The following is an 18,562-nucleotide window of genomic DNA, read 5'->3' on the forward strand; positions in this document are numbered from 1 at the left end:
TCAGAAAAAACACCCAAATACGGGTGTTTTTTCTGTTTAATCTTTAAGAATCTATACTATTTTAGCGCTCAAAAATAAGAATTCTTCTTTTATTTTTATCGCTTATTAATCTCTTCAAGTAAGATTTTGTTAACAAGCGGTGGGTTAGCTTGTCCTTTTGTCGCTTTCATAATTTGACCAACTAAGAAGCCAATTGCACGGTCTTTACCGTTTTTAAAGTCTTCGATAGATTGCTCATTATTATCAAGAATTTCTGTTACAACCTTACGAAGTGTACCTTCGTCAGAAATTTGAACAAGACCTTTCGCTTTAACGATTTCTTCTGGGTCTCCACCTTTTTCAATTAATTCGTTAAATACTTTCTTCGCGATTTTAGAAGAAATTGTACCTTTTTCAATTAATTGAACCATTTTAGATAAACCAGCTGGCGTTAATGCAACGTCTTTTAATTCTTTTTGCTGTTTGTTTAAGTATGCAAGCACTTCACCCATTAACCAGTTTGATGTTAATTTCGCATCTGCTCCATCTTCAATTGCTGCTTCAAAGAAATCAGACATCTCTTTCGTTAATGTTAATACGTGTGCATCATAAGCTGGCAAGCCAATTTCTGCAACATAGCGAGCTTTACGTGCATCTGGAAGTTCTGGAATCGAAGCACGAATTTCTTCTTTCCACTCATCATCGATGTAAAGTTCAACTAAGTCTGGCTCTGGGAAGTAACGGTAATCGTCAGATCCTTCTTTTATACGCATTAAGATCGTTTTCTTCGTTGCTTCATCATAACGACGTGTTTCTTGTTGGATGATACCGCCAGATAATAGTTCTTTTTCTTGGCGCACTTGCTCATGCTCTAGACCTTTTTGCACGTAAGTGAATGAGTTTAAGTTTTTCAGTTCTGCTTTTGTACCGAATTTCTCTTGTCCAACAGGACGAAGTGAAATATTCGCATCACAACGAAGAGAACCTTCTTCCATCTTACAATCAGATACGCCTGTATATTGAATGATTGATTTTAACTTCTCTAAGTATGCATATGCTTCTTCTGGAGTACGCATATCTGGCTCAGATACGATCTCGATTAAAGGCATACCTTGGCGGTTGTAGTCTACTAATGAACCTTCAGCTGTATGCGTTGATTTACCAGCATCTTCTTCTAAATGAAGACGTGTAATACCGATACGTTTCTTTTTACCGTCTACTTCGATTTCAATCCAACCATTTTCACCAATTGGCTTATCAAATTGAGAGATTTGGTAAGCTTTCGGATTATCTGGATAGAAATAGTTTTTACGGTCGAACTTCGTTTCCGTTGCGATTTCACAGTTTAATGCCATTGCAGCTTTCATTGCAAAGTTAACTGCTTCCTTATTTAAAGTAGGAAGTACCCCTGGGTATCCTAAGTCAATTACACTTGTTTGTGTATTTGGCTCCGCTCCGAATTCTGTTGGACTCGCAGAGAAAATTTTCGAATTTGTTTTTAACTCAACGTGAACCTCTAAACCAATAATTGTTTCTAAATTCATCTATGCTCGCCTCCTTACAGACTTGCTTTTTTTGTATGATAGTCTGTTGCTTGCTCAAACGCATGTGCAACGCGGTAAATTGTCGTTTCATCGAAGTGTTTACCAATGATTTGTAGACCAAGTGGCATGTTGTTAGCACCGAATCCACATGGGACAGAAATCGCTGGAACACCTGCTAAGTTTACTGGGATTGTTAAAATGTCATTTGCATACATTGTCATTGGATCGTCCACTTTTTCGCCCACTTTAAATGCCGGAGTTGGCGTTGTTGGTCCGATAATAACATCATAGTTAGCAAATACATTTTCAAAGTCGTTTTTAATTAATGTACGTACTTGTTGTGCTTTTTTGTAATATGCATCATAGTAACCAGAGCTAAGAGCAAATGTACCAAGCATAATACGACGTTTTACTTCATCTCCGAAACCTTCGCTACGTGTGTTTTTGTAAAGATCTAATAAGTTATTTACATTATCAGAACGAACACCGTAACGTACGCCATCAAAGCGTGAAAGGTTAGCAGATGCTTCAGAAGAAGATAATAAGTAATACGTTGCTAGAGCGTATTTAGAGTGCGGAAGAGATACTTCTTCCCAAGTTGCGCCCATACCTTCTAATACTTTTAACGCAGCTAGTACTGACTCACGAGCTTCTTCGCCAACACCTTCGCCTAAGTATTCTTTTGGTACCGCAATGCGTAAACCTTTAACGTCGCCTGTTAAACCAGCTAAGTAGTTTCCTACTTCAACGTTTGCAGAAGTTGCATCCATACGGTCAATACCTGAAATAGCTTGTAATAAGTATGCATTGTCTTCTACTGTACGTGTAATCGGTCCGATTTGGTCAAGTGAAGATGCGAATGCTACTAATCCGTAACGAGATACGCGTCCGTAAGTTGGTTTTAAACCTACAACACCGCAATATGCAGCTGGCTGACGGATAGAACCACCCGTATCAGAACCTAGAGAGAATAATACTTCTCCTGCTGCTACTGCCGCTGCAGAACCACCACTAGATCCGCCTGGAACGTAATCTAAGTTCCATGGATTTTTCGTAGCGTAGAAGCCTGAGTTTTCATTTGAAGAACCCATTGCGAACTCGTCCATATTTAATTTACCGATTGTAACTGTGTCAGCAGCTTTTAGCTTTTGTACAACTGTCGCATCGTAAATTGGATCGAAGTTTGCTAACATTTTGCTCGCGCAAGTTGTACGAAGACCGTTAGTTACAATGTTATCTTTTACACCGATTGGCATACCGAATAATAAACCATTGTCCTCAGCACCAATCTTTGCATCTAATTCTTTCGCTTTCGCGCGGGCATTCTCTTCATCTAATGTAAGAAAAGCTTTTACGTTATCTTCAACATCCGAAATACGTTTGTAAGATTCTTCTACTAAATCCGTAACGGAAATTTCTTTGTTGTTTAATTTCTTATGTAACTCTGATACCGAATGATCAAATAATGACATCGAAATTCCCTCCTCTATTCTAATACTGCTGGAACACGGATTTGATTATCTTTGTGATCCGGTGCATTTTTTAATACTTCTTCTACTGGTAAACCTTTTTCTGGTACATCTTCACGCATAACATTTTTCATAGTTAATACATGAGTTGTTGGTTTTACATCAGTTGTATCTAATTCATTTAACTGTTCTGCAAATGTAACAATTGCATCTAGTTGTTTTTGAAATTTTTCTGCTTCTTGATCAGTAATTGCAAGACGTGCTAAATGTGCTACGTGCTTTACATTCTCAACGGAAATTCTTGACACGGCTAGGCCACCTCCATAATATATCGTTCAATCTACAATACTATTGATGATACCAAATTTCCAGTACTTCAAGCAAGTCAACACACGGCACTTACGGTATTTTTACATAAAAAAAGAAAGGCAAATGCCTTTCTTTACAATTTACTCTTTATCTAACGATTTATTTTTCGGAAATCTCTCGTTATCTTCTTCATTATCACGAATTGTTTTTTGTAATACAAAACAAGACATCGTTAGAAATAATGTTCCAATTAAATAGTATCCTTTTACACTAAGCGTTTCATCTAGCGTATAAATCCCAATTAGCATACCTGAAAGCGCGCAAACAAATGAAGTCCATGCTAAAAACGTGAACGCTTGCGTATTTCGTCTTCTCATCGTTCTCCCCCTCGTTGGCTGTACACCCATTATAGATAAATATATTTATCATGATGGATTTTTATGTAAATTCTATTTTGCTATTTATAAATCTATCATAAAAAAATATTATTTTAAAGATAGTTTTCTGTCTAATCCGAAAAAACAGTTAAAATTATTGACATTTATTTCAATTCCACATAAAATAAAAACAAATATTACGAACCTCGAAATATACGGGAGTGGAAATAATTGTTGCAATATGAACATTTTTTAGACTTACTGCTAGATAACGCCAAGAAACTTTTCTATCCTGAAGAATGGGTAAGCCTTGATTTAACACTTTCCAAGACAGAAGTATTTTGTTTACTTTGGATGGAGCGAAATACAGATATTACAATGACAAAAATTGCTGATCTTCTTGATATACCGATGAGTACAACGACAGGCGTTGTAAATCGCCTTGTAAAAAAGGGGTATATTGAACGATACCGTGATGAAAGCGATCGACGTATTGTATTAATTCGTTTAACAGAAAACGGCGCAATGCTCGTTCAAGAAGTAAAACAAAATGCGGCCCATTACTTTAGCCTAGTGACAGACGCACTATCAGAAGAAGAAAAAGCATTCTTACTACAAATCTTCCAAAAGATCATGAATCACATTGCTACGTCACAGCAAAAAACAGAAGAAAAGGTTTCTACACCTAAAATGAAAAACATTCCGATTGAATAAAGCCCTAACTGGGTTTTTATTCACTTAAATACTTCGACACTCGTAATATTCGATAACCGAAACAAAGGGGATAGAATGATGAGAATTATTTTGTATACAGGTAAAGGCGGCGTAGGAAAAACTAGCATTTCAGCAGCAACAGCACTTCAAAGCGCAAAACAAGGATTAAAAACTTTAGTAATGAGCACAGATCCTGCTCATAGTTTAGGAGATTCATTTGGTATAAAGCTATCTTCTGAACCATTAGAAATTCGTGAAAATTTATGGGCACAAGAAATTAATACGATTTATGAAATGGAAAAAGGCTGGGGAAAATTACAGAAATATATTACCTTGCTATTCACTTCCAAAGCAGCTGATGATATTACAACAGAAGAATTAACAATGTTTCCTGGTATGGAAGATTTAATTAGCTTACTTCGAGTACTCGATTATTATAAACACAGCACTTACGACGTCATCATTATTGATTGCGCACCGACTGGAGAAACTTTAGCAATGCTCAGCTTTCCAGACATGCTCGGCTGGTGGATGGAAAAACTCTTTCCTATTAAAAGAAAAGTTTTAAAAGTCGTTCGTCCTGTAGCTCAACCACTTCTTGGTGTCCCCCTTCCAACCGATGATATTATGGACGAATTAACAAATACACTTGAACAGCTCGGAGAAATGAGAGATATTTTATCAAACCGAGAGGTAACAAGCATTCGCGTTGTTGTAAATCCCGAAAAAATGGTCATTAAAGAAGCTCAGCGCAGCTTTATGTATTTAAACTTATACGATTATAACGTAGATGCCATTATGATTAACCGCGTCATCCCTAACACTGTCACCGATCCTTATTTTCAGGTATGGAAAGATACACAAAAGAAATATAAAACATTAATTCAAGATAGTTTTCAGCCACTTCCCATTTACGAAGCTCCGATGTTTGAACAAGAAGTTGTTGGTTTGCCTATGTTAGAGCGTGTAGGAAATGCTTTATTTAAAACTGACCCTTGCCCTACTGAAGTGAAATTCAACGGCCGCACACAGTATGTAAAAAAAGATGGCGATGAATATATTTTCGTTCTTTCTATTCCCTTCTCAAACAAAAGTGAACTTTCATTAAATCAAAAAGGTGATGAGCTTATCATTCGGGCTGGTTCTGTTAAACGAAACATAACATTGCCAAAAACATTAACACACCTTTCTATTCAAGGGGCAAAGTTTGAAGAGGATGTACTAAACATTCGATTTGGGGGTGTAGTGCATGCATGATGAACTGCTACGCAGAGTAATTCGTACAAAAATAAAAGTCGGTATGCATATATTAGAAGAGCTGCCAAATCCAATCCGGCAATCAGCTAAGCAAGTACTAAATATTTTACAGGAGGAGCTAGCTACTTATCCGAAAGAACAAGAGCATCAAGAAGGTAATTTAAAAAGTATTATAATTGAATAACTATCTTTGTATAGAGGGCCTTTTTAGGCTTTCTATACCTTTATTGGAGTGATGTAAGTTGCTGAAAAAACATTCCACTATTATGCTTTGGATCATTCCTTTACTATTTTTCATTCATAACCTTGAAGAATCTTTACAGATGCCACAATATCTTGCTAATCAATTTTCCATTCATCTTATAACTAGCCAACAATTTTTCATTGCAATTTCCGCATTAACAACTTTTGTCTTACTTATCATCCTTCTATATCAACTAAACGTGTTATCTTCTATACACTGGATTACCTTTATACAAGGAGCTATCTTCTTCAACTCTGTTCAACATATTATTTTGTTTTTCATTTATCGCTCCTATAATCCCGGCGTAATATCAGCGGTTTTCATTACTCTCTTTTCTATTTTCTTTTTTTCATCACAAAAACACTTAATTCATAAAAAGCAATTCGTAATTACACTCGTTTTCAGCTTATTTTCTTACCCCATTATAATTTGGATTACCTTACTATTCGCTAGCTGCTTTCATTAATAAAAAAAGACCAGGAAAACTCCTGGTCCATCACTCTACTTAACAAACATTGGATTCTATGTTATACAAAATTGGAAGGTACAGAATTAGGGTTTTGTTTGTTAAGTAGATTATATGTTGAACGAGCTAACAGCGGAGGGGTTCCTACTGTTAGTCGTTAAACTCAATAATTATTTTACGATTTTTTCAAGCTCATCAAGTGAAAGATCTACTGAAATTGAACCATCATTTGTTTCTTTCTTAATTGCATCTGTTACTTCTTTTGAATGGTATAACTCAATTACTTTTTTCAGTGTTGGATCATTTTTATCTTTCGTACGAGCTGCGAAAATATTAATATAGGCCTTTGCATTTTCATTATTTGGATCTTCTAAGAAAATTGGATCCTTCGCTGGATCTAATCCAGCTTGACCAGCAACACCGTTATTAATAACTGAAGCTGCTACATCTTTTAATACACGAGGTGTTTGCTGTGCGATAACCGGTGTAATCTTTAACTTCTTCGGATTTTCAGCAATGCCACTTGGATCTCCAAATAAACCGAAATCTTTCTTAAGCTTTAATAATCCAGCTGCATCAAGAAGTTTTAATGCACGGGCTTGGTTCGTTGGATCATTTGGAATAGCAATTTCTGAACCATCTGGGATGTCATTTGCTTTCTTATATTTTTCAGAGTATAAGCCCATCGGTGCAATTTGCGTCGTACCAACAGCTGTAATATCTAACTTATGCTCTTTTTTAAATTGCTCTAAGAAAGCAATGTGCTGGAATGAGTTTAGTTCAATATCTCCATCAGCTAACGCTTTGTTGGGCGTTGTGTAATCAGAGAACTCAACCAGTTTAATCTTAATGCCTTCTTTTTCAGCTTTTTTCTTTAAAATTTCCCAAGCGTCTCCATCTGTTCCAGTTACACCGACGCGAACTACTTTCTCTTTCGCTCCTGCACCTGTGTCTCCACCTGAGCAGCCGCTTAACGCTGAAATCCCTACGATCGCTGATAATGCAAATGCTAAAATTTTCTTCATTTTCTTTTCCCTTCTTCCTTTTTATGATCTGCGTAAAAAGACTTTCGCAAAGTAGTTTCCTAAATTTTGAGCTATCTGTACGAGAATGATAAGTAAAACAACCGTTACGAACATCACTGATGTATCAAAACGTTGATAACCATATGTCATTGCTAAGTCACCAAGACCGCCACCACCGACAAGCCCAGCAACTGCTGAAAATTCAATTAAACCAACTGTCATAAACGTTACACCTAAGATTAATGGAGCCAACGCTTCTGGCACGAGGATTTCAAAAACAATTCTAAGCGGTGAAGCCCCCATTGCTTGTGCTGCTTCAATTACTCCTTTCGGAACAGAAACAAGATTTGTTTCAACCATTCTCGCAATACCAATTGAAGCAACTAACGTCATTGGGAAGATTGCTGCTGCTGTTCCAATCGTCGTTCCAATAACACTTCTTGTTATCGGGCTTAAAGCTACTAAAAAGATAATGAATGGAACCGGACGAATTGTATTAATCACGATATTAAGAATAGAAAAGACCCATTTATTTTCTAAAAAGTTCCCTTTGCGCGTTACATATAAAAGTAAACCTAGAGGTATACCTAGTATTGTGGCAAATATAAGGGTTACAATTACCATTAAGAGGGTATCCCCTGTCGCATCTAATATGCGAGGCCAAAAAACACTCCAATCAACTCGCATGAGCTTCTACCTCCTTCAGCTGCACTTGCAGTCTTAGATGTTGTAATGCTTTTTGAATTTCTTTCTGTTCACCTTGTAGTTCTACAAGAAGATTTCCAAATAAAACATTTTGGAGTTCAATAATATTTCCGTAAAGAACATTTACATCAACGTTATAATTTTTCGCAATATACGATAGTACAGGCTGCCCTGTCTCTTCACCAGTAAAAGTCAGGCGGTAAATCTGGCCCCCGTTTTGAATTTTTGCTAGAACACTTTCTGGTAAATGATCATTAATAACAGAGCGTACAAAATTTTGAGTTGTTTTTGTTTTTGGCTGTGTAAAAACGTCAAACAGTTTTCCTTCTTCAATAACTTTTCCTTTTTCCATAACAGCTACACGATGACAAATTTCTTTCACAACGTGCATTTCATGTGTAATAAGTAGAATCGTTAAATTGTACTCTCTATTTACTTTCTTTAATAAATTTAAGATTTCTGTTGTTGTTTCCGGATCTAAAGCTGATGTTGCCTCATCACATATGAGAATATCCGGTGATGTCGCAAGTGCTCTTGCAATCCCAACACGCTGCTTTTGCCCACCTGATAACTGTTCTGGATAATAGTTCGCTTTATCTTCCAAACCAACAAATTTTAGTAGTTCATTCACTCTTTCTTTTATCTCATTCTTCGGCAATTTCGCTAACCTTAATGGATAAGCAATGTTCCCAAACACTGTTCTTGAATTAAATAGATTAAAGCTTTGAAAAATCATCCCAATTCTTTGTCTTAGTTTCCGTAACTCCTTCGTCGATAATGCTGTAATATCTTTATCGTCTATTGAAATTGTTCCTGCAGTTGGTCGTTCTAACATATTTACTAAACGTAATAACGTACTCTTTCCAGCACCACTAAATCCGATAATGCCAAAAATTTCGCCCTTTTCAACTGATAATGTTACATCCTCCACCGCATGAACAGATTGCCCACCTGATTCATATACTTTACTTACATTGTTAAAAGAAATCATTTTCTTCCCTCCTATATGCTGTAAAACTTGAAGTAGAGCTTTCGAGGTAAAATAAAAAGTGCTCTCCTTCTTATCACTTGTAAAAGATAAGAAGGAGAGCACTTATATGTACTCGTTCACATCTTCTCATCTTCCAAGCTTACTTTAAGCTTGCTGGAATTAGCACGGTATTAAAAAACCCGTTGCTGAGGTATCGTAGGGCCAGTCCCTCCACCTCTCTGGATAAGAGTGTATCGATTTAATTGTCATTTAATTAATTCTCATTATAGAACTCAGAATAATAAGAGTCAATACATTTTTCGGAAAAATATTAATTATTTCTCTATTAAAATTTTCAAATAAAAAAACCACAATACAATATTGATTTTTTAAGTTATGTAAAATTCTTAACCCTCATATTTTTAAAAAGGGAAACCTTCTCTATTAATTGAATAACAGTATTTGAATATGAAATCGGAGGAAGATAAATATATGAAAACAGCCCTTTTGCTCGTCGATATTCAAAATGATTATTTTCCAAATGGAAAGATGGAATTACGTAATCCAGTAGAAGCAAGTGAATATACTAGTCAGCTACTACAACATTTTAGAATACGAAACGAACCTATTTTTCATATCCAGCATGTAGCTATAAAAGATAGCGCTACTTTTTTCCTACCCAATACAGAAGGTGTCCATATTCACGAAAATGTCCGTCCACTTAGAGAGGAAACCGTTATCCTTAAACATTATCCAAATAGCTTCCGAGAAACTGATCTTCTAGAACAATTACAACGTTCAGGAATTGAGCACGTCGTAATATGCGGGATGATGACCCATATGTGTATTGATGCTACAGTAAGAGCTGCTTTTGATTTTGGCCTTCACTGTACCGTAATACACGATGCTTGTGCTACAAAAGATCTTTCATTTAAGAATGCTACTATACCAGCTGTTTATATTCATAATACAATTTTGGCAAGTTTAAATGGAGTATACGCCAATGTAATGAGTACAGAAGAGTTTTTAGCGACCTAAAAAAAACACTCCTTTCAGTGAGCAAAACCGAAAGGAGTGTTCTCTTGTCTAACCATAGATTTTCTTTCAAATTGTATTATACAGGAAATTCTAAAAATGAATACTAAAAAATATGACTAATAAGTCAATTTTTCTCGCTGTTTTGTTTCTATTTTCATGTTTATCCCGATATTAATAGGGTTTAGCTAGTTCTAACCACCGAATGGTAATATATGGTTTGTTTTTAGTTCTTTAGAAAATTTATTGTTTATTAATTTTATTTTAGCTTAGTGGAAAATGAAAAAACATATATAAAATAGACAATATACAATTAATTTGCAGACCAATTTATGCTTTAATCCACATATAGAGAGTTTTTCAAAAAAGAGATCTTCGCAGACTGCGAAGATCTCTTCTACTATTTCTTATAAAGTTTCAGAAGTAGTTTTTGCTTGCATGTGAAGTGCTAAGTAGTCAGGGCCACCAGCTTTAGAGTCTGTACCAGACATGTTAAAGCCACCGAATGGTTGGTAACCTACGATTGCACCAGTACATCCACGGTTGAAGTATAAGTTACCAACGTGGAAGTCTTCACGTGCTTTTTCAATATGGTCACGGTTGTTAGTAACAACTGCTCCTGTTAAACCGTATTCTGTATTGTTTGCAATTGCAAGTGCATGATCAAAATCTTTTGCTTTACAGAATGCTACTACTGGTCCGAAGATTTCTTCTTTCATTAAACGAGCATCTTCTGCAACGTCAGCAACGATTGTTGGTTGGATGAACCAGCCTTTAGAATCGTCCCCTTCGCCACCTGATACGATTTTACCTTCTTCTTTACCAATTGCAACATAGCTCATTACTTTATCGAATGCAGCTTGGTCATTAACAGGTCCCATGTTGATATCTTTTGCATCTGGGTTACCTACTGTTAATTCTTTTGTTAATTCAACAGCACGATTTAATACGTAATCGTATACATCTTCGTGGATTACTGCACGAGAACATGCAGAACATTTTTGTCCTGAGAATCCGAATGCTGATGCAACGATAGATTTAGCTGCTAATTCAAGATCTGCTTCTTTGTCAACAACGATTGTATCTTTACCGCCCATTTCAGCGATAACACGTTTCAACCAAATTTGGCCTGGGTTTACTTTCGCTGCACGCTCATAAATACGAATACCTACATCACGAGATCCAGTGAAGCTAACGAAACGTGTACGAGGGTGATCTACTAAGTAGTCACCAACTTCAGAACCATTACCTGGAACGAAGTTTACTACGCCAGCTGGTAAACCAGCTTCTTCTAATACTTCCATAAATTTCGCTGCTACTACAGGAGTTGTACTAGCTGGTTTTAGTAATACTGTGTTACCAGAAACTAAAGCAGCTGTTGTCATACCTGCCATAATTGCGAATGGGAAATTCCAAGGAGAAATGATAACACCTACTCCTAATGGAATGTAAGAGAAACGATTATATTCAATTGGACGGCTTTCTACTGGAATACCGTCTTTTAATTTCAACATTTGACGAGCATAATATTCCATAAAATCGATTGCTTCTGCTGTATCAGCATCTGCCTCATTCCATGGTTTACCTGCTTCTTTTACAAGAATAGCAGAGAACTCATGTTTTCTACGACGAACGATTGCTGCAGCACGGAATAAAATGTCTGCACGCATTTCTGGTTTTGACTTTCTCCAAGTTTGGAATGTTGCATCCGCTACTTGCATTGCTTTTTCAGCTAATTCACGGCTTGCTTTTGAAACGCGACCAACAAGTTCCTCTTTATTTGCAGGGTTTACAGAAACAATTTTATCTTCTGTAGTGATTTTTTCTCCCCCGATAATTAATGGATAGTCTTGTCCAAGATAAGATTCTACTTTCTTTAAACCCTCTTCAAACGCTAATTTGTTAGCCTCTACTGAAAAATCTGTAAATGGCTCATGTTTGTATGCTACTACCATTTTTTTAGCCTCCCCTTAGAAAAACGTTTACATTTTACAACATTATTCTACACGATAATTTAGATTTATTCAAATATTCCTAGACTTATATTTTAAAAATTAATAAATTTTTAAAATATAATAAAAAAAAGAGATTCATACATACGTATGAATCTACAAAATATGAGTATATTCCAAAACATTTTTCCCGATTAATAAAATAGTAACTAATAAAAACAAAGTCCTTACATATCCAACACCTTTTTGAACCGCAAACTTCGATCCAAAATAAGCACCTAAAATCATTGATAATCCCATAATTATACCGTATTCAAAATGAATCACATCTAAAAATAAAAAAGTAATTAAAGATACGATATTACTAACAAAGTTCAAAAGTTTTCCAGATGCTGCCGCTTGAATAAAATCCAAACCAATTAATAAAAATGCAAAAATTAAAAAGGATCCTGTCCCTGGTCCAAAAAAACCATCATAAAACCCTATCATTAAAATAACAAAGAAAAACATTAATGTTTTCCCTTTTGTCATCTTTTTATAGGTAGATGCACTTCCCCAATCTTTTTTCGCAATAATATAAATGGCAATAAAAACCAACATTACGAGCACTAGTGGACGCAAAATATCAGGCGGAATAAACTTTACTACTAAAGCCCCTGCGACTGCTCCAATAATAGTTAACGGGATTAACTTTCCTACAATCCGAAAATCCACCTTGCCTGATCGAATAAAATAAATTGTACTCGTAAGCGTCCCCATCGTTGCAGCTAATTTATTCGTTGCGATTGCCGAAGCTGGTGATAAACCAACAAACATAAGTGCAGGAAGCGAAATTAACCCTCCCCCTCCAACAACCGAATCAATAAAAGCAGCTAAAAACCCGAATGCAATTAATAAAATAATGACTTGAAAGCTTAGTTCTTCCATGACTTTGCCCCTTACCCCTTTATTTGTAACATTTAAAATTATAACAAAATTCCTCAAGAAAAAAAGCTGTTCCTTTATAGAAACAGCTTTCACCTTTAATCTAAAATTTTCACACGTGGTTCATCTTGCTTCGCTTCACGTATAATAATTGCTTCTGGACGTTCCACAGATTTAATTGTTACTTGTACTTTCATATAATTGGGGAAGTATTCCATAACAAGTCCAGCCACATATTGTGTAAAACCAATTACTTCAGCTTTTCCATTGAATTGGACTGGAATATCGAGCTTCATTTCTTTTAATTCATCATCTCTATACATTCCAGTACCGATAACAGCTGTATAATCGCCTTGGAAATACTCACTTAATTTTGCTTTAAAGTTTGACACCTTTGCAAGGTCTTCACGTTTATTATCCGCTTTTGCTTGTTCAGACGGGAATAAATAGTATTTCTCATTGATCGGCTTCCAATCCTCGACCGTTTCACTACCTTTTTCTACCTTAGCATAAGAAACAAAATTCCCTGGCACAAGTGAAGACTTTGGACCTTGACGATAAATTGCAAATGTAACCGGAATATTTTTTATTTCAGGCTTTTTTTGCTGCATGACTTTCAAGATGTCTTGTGCCATTCTTTTCCCTTCAGCTAACATTTTTTCATCTGGGATTGCAGCCTCACGTGGATACCCATGCTCTTCTTCATAATATTGAACAGAATTCATCGCTAATCCAATTACAACGCCATCAGGTTCATCATCGTTCCCACCTTTTTGCACGTAGTAATCATGCTCTAAAATGTTTGAGATATACATTGGATGTTTTTTATTTTTCACTTCTAGTGACTCCGAACCTTCACTTAAGGCTGGATTCAGTCCGATATTTGGAAATTTAACTGCATCTTTTTTCAACTTATCCTCTAGCTCTTTTTGTTCAGCATCTGTACGCTTTCTTTTTACAAGCATTTGTATATCTTGAGCCTCTAGAAACTTTCCGCCTTTAAAGAAATAATCTTTCGTGCTAAATGATTCCTTGGCAATGCGCATTAGTCCTGTTTCAAATTCATCTATATCTAGACGACTATTTAAACCTTGTACAACTAAACCGCGTGCCTCACCTGGCTTAAATGGAACCGTTGTCTTATAATATTCATCCGAAATGGAATATTTCGGGATAACTGCTTGTTCTTTCGCTTTCCCCGATTTCTCAACTGTTTTTTCATCTTTATTGGAACCCATGCTACACCCACTTACAAGTAGGCTAAGACTTAATACCGCTAACGCTATTTTTTTCATCGTAAGTTTGCACCTCTTACTTATTCAGCTCTTGTAAGAACCTCTCTTCATTCCAAACTTCAACATTGTGCTTCTCTGCTTGCGCTAATTTCGAACCAGCAGCTTCACCAGCAACAACTAAATCCGTACTTTTACTAACACTTCCTGTTACTTTTCCACCTAATGCCTCAATCTTCTTCTTCGCTTCACTGCGGCCCATAACTTCTAATTTCCCTGTTAAGACGACAGTTTTTCCTGCAAAGTACGATTCAACATTTTGTAAATCAGCAACTTTCATACCTTTGTATACCATGTTCACGCCATACTCTTTAAATTGTTGTAATAGCTCTAATACGTCTTCATTATCGAAATACGTTACAACGGATTGAGCCATTTTTTCACCAATCTCATTAATTGTTTTTAGTTCTTCTTCCGTCGCTTTCACAAGCTCATCCATCGTTTCGAAATGCTCAGCAAATGTACGTGCGGCTTTCGCACCGACATGACGAATGCCAAGACCGAATAATAATCGCTCTAATGAGTTTTCCTTAGAATTCTCAATTGCTTGGACTAAATTTGTTGCTGATTTTTCACCGAAACGTTCTAGTTCTAATAATTGCTCTTTCGTCAATGAATATAAATCAGCAAACGTACGAATATAATCCGCATCAAAGAGTTGTGTAATTACACGTTCTCCAAGTCCGTCAATATTCATTGCATTTCTTGAAACGAAATGGATTAATCCTTCACGAATTTGAGCTGGACAAGTCGGGTTTATACATCGAAGTGCTACTTCTTCTTCTAAACGAACAAGTTCACTCTCACATGCTGGACAATGCGTTGGCATATGATATTCTTCTTCCTCACCAGTACGCTTATCAAAAATAACGTTCACAACTTCAGGAATAATATCTCCAGCCTTTTTCACAACAACGTAATCACCAATTCGAATATCTTTTTCACGAATTAAATCTTCGTTATGTAAAGAAGCACGACGAACGATAGTACCAGCCACTCTAACTGGCTCGAGCTCTGCAGTTGGTGTTACAACCCCTGTGCGGCCGACACTTAATTCAATCCCTGTTAATCTCGTCACAACTTCTTCAGCTGGGAATTTATAAGCTATTGCCCATCTTGGACTCTTTGCTGTAGTTCCTAAGCTTTCTTGAATAGCAACATCATCTACTTTTATAACGATTCCGTCAATCTCATAATCAAGATGCGGACGTTTTTCTTGCCACTCTTCTACATAGGCTATTACGTCTTCAATTGTTTCACATGTACGACGATTTGGATTCGTCTTAAATCCAAGCTCACCTAAGAAATCCAGTGATTCACTATGGGATGGAATTGTTTTTTCTTCTACATTAGCAAGACCATACACAAACATAGATAAATTACGCTTCGCTGCAATTTTCGGATCAAGTTGACGTATCGATCCTGCTGCCGCATTACGTGGATTCGCAAATACATCTTCACCATTTTGCTCTTTTTCCTCATTTAATTTAACGAATGAACGCTTCGGCATATAAGCCTCGCCTCGCGCTTCTAACGTTACTTCTTCATTTAATCGAAGTGGAATTGCTTTAATCGTTTTCAAGTTTTGGGTAATATCTTCACCCGTTACACCATCACCACGTGTTGCCCCTTGAATAAAGCGTCCTTTTTCATAATGAAGTGAAACAGCAAGTCCGTCAATTTTTAATTCACATATATATCTTACATTCGTATCATCAATTCCTTGACGTACTCTTCGATCAAAATCACGCAAATCTCCTTCATTAAACGCATTTCCTAAACTTAACATTGGTGATTTATGCGTTACCTTTTCAAATATATCAAGAACAGTCCCCCCAACGCGAATGGAGGGAGAGTCTTCACTCATAAACTCTGGGTTCTCTGCTTCTAATTTTATAAGCTCCTGCATATCACGGTCATATTCCGCATCAGAAACAGAAGGATTGTCTAATACGTGATATTGATAGTTAAATGTATTTAACAAATCACGCAGTTCTTCTATACGTTTTTTGGCTATCTCTTTTGACATATCCTCAGTCCTTTCCTATTGTTTCGTCACAGGTGCAAATTTTGCTAATAAACGTTTAACACCAATTGGGCTTGGGAACGCAATATCTAATTCTTTTGCATCACCTTCACCTTTTACACTTACAACTGTACCGACTCCCCATTTTTGGTGGGAAGCTTTATCGCCTACTGCCCAGCCGATTTGTTCGCCGCCTGTCGTCTTAGCTGCAGGACGCGCGAAAGCTGAACGAGAGCGTGTTGTAGTTGTGATTGTCGTTTTACTGCTACTGGCCGTTCTTCCTTTTGCACCAAACGAAGTTTCACGTTTCGGCGCTGTTTCATTTAACGATTCCACTAGCTCTGCCGGGATTTCTGTAATAAATCGAGATGCGGCGTTCATACTTGTTCTACCAAATAAAGTACGCATTTGTGCATTGGATAAATATAACTCTTCTTCTGCACGAGTAATACCTACATAAGCGAGACGACGCTCTTCTTGCATTTCATCTTCTTCCATTAAAGAACGCGTATGCGGGAATATTCCTTCCTCTAAACCAACAATAAATACCACTGGGAATTCTAATCCTTTCGCTGAGTGCATTGTCATTAAAATAACTTCCTCACCAGCAGTTGGATCTTCATCTACACGATCGATATCAGCAACAAGTGCTAAGTCTGTTAAGAATGCAACAAGGCTCTTATCTTCGCTTTGAGATTCAAATGTTTGCGTAACAGATAAAAACTCATCTAAGTTCTCTAAACGACCTTCGGCTTCTAAAGTACGCTCGTTTTTCAACATATCGCGATAGCCTGTTTTTTCAATAACTTCTTCTACCAACTCTGTAACAGATAGATACTCTTGCATATTTACCCAGTTGTGTAATAGACCTGCGAATTCTTTTACTGCCTTTGTTATTTTTGCACTTACACCAACATGCTCGATTTCATCGAATACAGCAGTTAATGAGATTCCGTTTTGCACACCATAATTAATAATTTTATCGATAGAAGTCGCACCAATTCCGCGCTTTGGCATGTTAATAATACGCGCAAAACTAATTTCATCATCTGGATTCCCAATTAAACGTAAGTACGCCAAAATATCTTTAATCTCCTTACGGTCGTAGAACTTAGTACCGCCGACAATTTTGTAAGGAATATTAGATTTCAGGAAAATCTCCTCGACCATACGAGACTGAGCATTCGTACGATATAACACTGCAAAATCAGTATATTTTCGTTTTCCCATTTGAATATCGTCACGAATTTTTTTCGCAACAAAATATGCTTCGTCTTTTTCCGTTGCAGCACGGTAATACGAGATTTTGCTTCCAACTTGATTGTCTGTCCATAATTTTTTCGGTTTACGGTTTGAATTTTTTTCAATAACAGCATTCGCTGCATTTAAAATATTTTGTGACGAACGATAATTTTGTTCTAACAGGATAACTTGCGCATTCTCATAGTCTTTTTCGAATGACAAAATGTTAGAAATGTCAGCCCCGCGCCAGCGGTAAATAGACTGATCAGAATCACCTACAACGCAAAGATTTTTAAAACGCGCTGCTAAATGTTTAACAAGAAGGTACTGCGCTTTGTTCGTATCTTGATACTCATCCACGTGAATATATTGGAACTTACGCTGATAAAACTCTAGTACTTCTGGAACACGTTCAAATAGCTGAATCGTTGTCATAATTAAATCATCAAAGTCTAATGAGTTATTTTTCAAAAGACGTTTTTGATATTCTGTATATACATCGCTCGTTAATTTTTCATATGGATCAGCCATTGTAATTTTTTTTGCATATTTATCTGCAGATAACAGTTCATTTTTCGCATTACTAATACCCGCTAAAATAGAGCGCGGCTCAAACTTCTTCGGGTCAATATTGCGCTCCTTCATAATTTTCTTTACTACAGTTAACTGATCACCTGAATCTAAAATCGTAAAGTTACGATTAATCCCAATGCGGTCAATATCACGTCGTAAAATACGTACGCACATAGAGTGGAACGTAGAAATCCAAATATCTTCTGCTTCTGGTCCAACAAGTTTATCAATACGCTCACGCATTTCACGAGCTGCTTTATTTGTAAAGGTAATAGCTAGTACATTCCATGGTGCTACACCTTTTTCACCAAGTAAATACGCAATACGATGTGTTAACACACGTGTTTTACCACTACCTGCACCTGCCATTAATAGAAGTGGTCCATTCGTTGTTTGTACTGCTTTTTGTTGTTGCGGATTTAAACCATTTAATAACCTATCTGTCGTACTCATATACGC

17 protein-coding genes and 1 riboswitch are annotated in these 18,562 nt (G+C 36.5%); of the genes, 5 read left to right on the forward strand and 12 right to left on the reverse strand.

From position 1 onward, the window contains the following. Positions 1 to 95: 95 nt before the first annotated feature. The 4 genes from gatB to QCI75_RS24965 form a co-directional block, all read right to left on the reverse strand. Positions 96 to 1,523, reverse strand: a complete 1,428-nt coding sequence (gene gatB / locus QCI75_RS24950) for an Asp-tRNA(Asn)/Glu-tRNA(Gln) amidotransferase subunit GatB (RefSeq protein ID WP_144504588.1) — start codon at positions 1,521 to 1,523, stop codon at positions 96 to 98. 14 nt (positions 1,524 to 1,537) lie between these two features. Then, a complete protein-coding gene (gene gatA, locus QCI75_RS24955; protein ID WP_002139408.1) occupies positions 1,538 to 2,995 on the reverse strand; it encodes an Asp-tRNA(Asn)/Glu-tRNA(Gln) amidotransferase subunit GatA in 1,458 nt (485 codons plus the stop codon). Between the two features lie 14 nt (positions 2,996 to 3,009). After that, the gene (gene gatC, locus QCI75_RS24960) at positions 3,010 to 3,300 is read right to left on the reverse strand and encodes an Asp-tRNA(Asn)/Glu-tRNA(Gln) amidotransferase subunit GatC (RefSeq protein WP_000086999.1); all 291 of its coding nucleotides are present in this window, start codon (positions 3,298 to 3,300) and stop codon (positions 3,010 to 3,012) included. A 141-nt stretch (positions 3,301 to 3,441) separates the two neighbouring features. Beyond that, on the reverse strand, positions 3,442 to 3,678 hold the full coding sequence (locus tag QCI75_RS24965) for a YiaA/YiaB family inner membrane protein (protein ID WP_002029490.1): 237 nt from the start codon (positions 3,676 to 3,678) through the stop codon (positions 3,442 to 3,444). Between the two features lie 231 nt (positions 3,679 to 3,909). Between QCI75_RS24965 and QCI75_RS24970 the strand changes: the two genes are divergently transcribed. The 4 genes from QCI75_RS24970 to QCI75_RS24985 all read left to right on the forward strand — a co-directional run bounded on the left by QCI75_RS24970 (position 3,910) and on the right by QCI75_RS24985 (position 6,359). After that, on the forward strand, positions 3,910 to 4,392 hold the full coding sequence (locus tag QCI75_RS24970) for a MarR family winged helix-turn-helix transcriptional regulator (RefSeq protein WP_002115637.1): 483 nt from the start codon (positions 3,910 to 3,912) through the stop codon (positions 4,390 to 4,392). A 75-nt stretch (positions 4,393 to 4,467) separates the two neighbouring features. After that, positions 4,468 to 5,649, forward strand: a complete 1,182-nt coding sequence (locus QCI75_RS24975; RefSeq protein WP_186320840.1) for an ArsA family ATPase — start codon at positions 4,468 to 4,470, stop codon at positions 5,647 to 5,649. After that, complete coding sequence (locus QCI75_RS24980) at positions 5,642 to 5,833, forward strand: DUF3926 domain-containing protein (protein ID WP_144504592.1); 192 nt, start codon at positions 5,642 to 5,644, stop codon at positions 5,831 to 5,833. The genes QCI75_RS24975 and QCI75_RS24980 overlap by 8 nt, the downstream gene beginning before the upstream one ends. 61 nt (positions 5,834 to 5,894) lie before the next feature. After that, positions 5,895 to 6,359, forward strand: coding sequence for an HXXEE domain-containing protein (locus tag QCI75_RS24985; protein ID WP_353761572.1), 465 nt, complete (start codon positions 5,895 to 5,897; stop codon positions 6,357 to 6,359). A 170-nt stretch (positions 6,360 to 6,529) separates the two neighbouring features. Here the strand turns inward: QCI75_RS24985 and QCI75_RS24990 are convergent, their stop codons facing one another. From QCI75_RS24990 to QCI75_RS25000, 3 genes are read right to left on the reverse strand one after another with little or no spacing between them, the layout of a single operon-like run. Then, positions 6,530 to 7,384 carry a MetQ/NlpA family ABC transporter substrate-binding protein gene (locus QCI75_RS24990; protein WP_144504594.1) on the reverse strand — a complete coding sequence of 285 codons (855 nt, stop codon included), beginning with the start codon at positions 7,382 to 7,384 and terminating at the stop codon, positions 6,530 to 6,532. Between the two features lie 21 nt (positions 7,385 to 7,405). Beyond that, on the reverse strand, positions 7,406 to 8,071 hold the full coding sequence (locus QCI75_RS24995; protein ID WP_144504596.1) for a methionine ABC transporter permease: 666 nt from the start codon (positions 8,069 to 8,071) through the stop codon (positions 7,406 to 7,408). After that, positions 8,061 to 9,080 carry a methionine ABC transporter ATP-binding protein gene (locus QCI75_RS25000; RefSeq protein ID WP_144504598.1) on the reverse strand — a complete coding sequence of 340 codons (1,020 nt, stop codon included), beginning with the start codon at positions 9,078 to 9,080 and terminating at the stop codon, positions 8,061 to 8,063. The genes QCI75_RS24995 and QCI75_RS25000 overlap by 11 nt, the downstream gene beginning before the upstream one ends. Before the next feature lie 123 nt (positions 9,081 to 9,203). Beyond that, a riboswitch (SAM riboswitch) is annotated at positions 9,204 to 9,309 on the reverse strand. Positions 9,310 to 9,551: 242 nt separating this feature from the next. On the opposite strand from QCI75_RS25000, the gene QCI75_RS25005 reads away from it, so the two are divergent. Beyond that, positions 9,552 to 10,097, forward strand: a complete 546-nt coding sequence (locus tag QCI75_RS25005; protein WP_144504600.1) for a cysteine hydrolase family protein — start codon at positions 9,552 to 9,554, stop codon at positions 10,095 to 10,097. Between the two features lie 404 nt (positions 10,098 to 10,501). Here the strand turns inward: QCI75_RS25005 and pruA are convergent, their stop codons facing one another. The 5 genes from pruA to pcrA all read right to left on the reverse strand — a co-directional run bounded on the left by pruA (position 10,502) and on the right by pcrA (position 18,556). After that, the gene (pruA, locus tag QCI75_RS25010; protein ID WP_289357946.1) at positions 10,502 to 12,049 is read right to left on the reverse strand and encodes an L-glutamate gamma-semialdehyde dehydrogenase; all 1,548 of its coding nucleotides are present in this window, start codon (positions 12,047 to 12,049) and stop codon (positions 10,502 to 10,504) included. Between the two features lie 153 nt (positions 12,050 to 12,202). Further along, on the reverse strand, positions 12,203 to 12,973 hold the full coding sequence (locus QCI75_RS25015) for a TSUP family transporter (RefSeq protein ID WP_016128243.1): 771 nt from the start codon (positions 12,971 to 12,973) through the stop codon (positions 12,203 to 12,205). Between the two features lie 95 nt (positions 12,974 to 13,068). Further along, entirely contained in the window at positions 13,069 to 14,265 is a 1,197-nt protein-coding gene (locus QCI75_RS25020) for a CamS family sex pheromone protein (RefSeq protein ID WP_144504602.1), read from the reverse strand. 16 nt (positions 14,266 to 14,281) lie between these two features. Next, positions 14,282 to 16,291 (reverse strand): NAD-dependent DNA ligase LigA, encoded by a 2,010-nt coding sequence (gene ligA, locus QCI75_RS25025; protein ID WP_353761376.1) that lies wholly within the window; start codon positions 16,289 to 16,291, stop codon positions 14,282 to 14,284. Between the two features lie 15 nt (positions 16,292 to 16,306). Further along, positions 16,307 to 18,556, reverse strand: coding sequence for a DNA helicase PcrA (pcrA, locus tag QCI75_RS25030; protein ID WP_353761378.1), 2,250 nt, complete (start codon positions 18,554 to 18,556; stop codon positions 16,307 to 16,309). Positions 18,557 to 18,562: the final 6 nt, after the last annotated feature.

Origin of the sequence: Bacillus cereus group sp. RP43 (assembly GCF_040459645.1) — a bacterium.
Lineage (GTDB): Bacteria > Bacillota > Bacilli > Bacillales > Bacillaceae_G > Bacillus_A > Bacillus_A mycoides_C.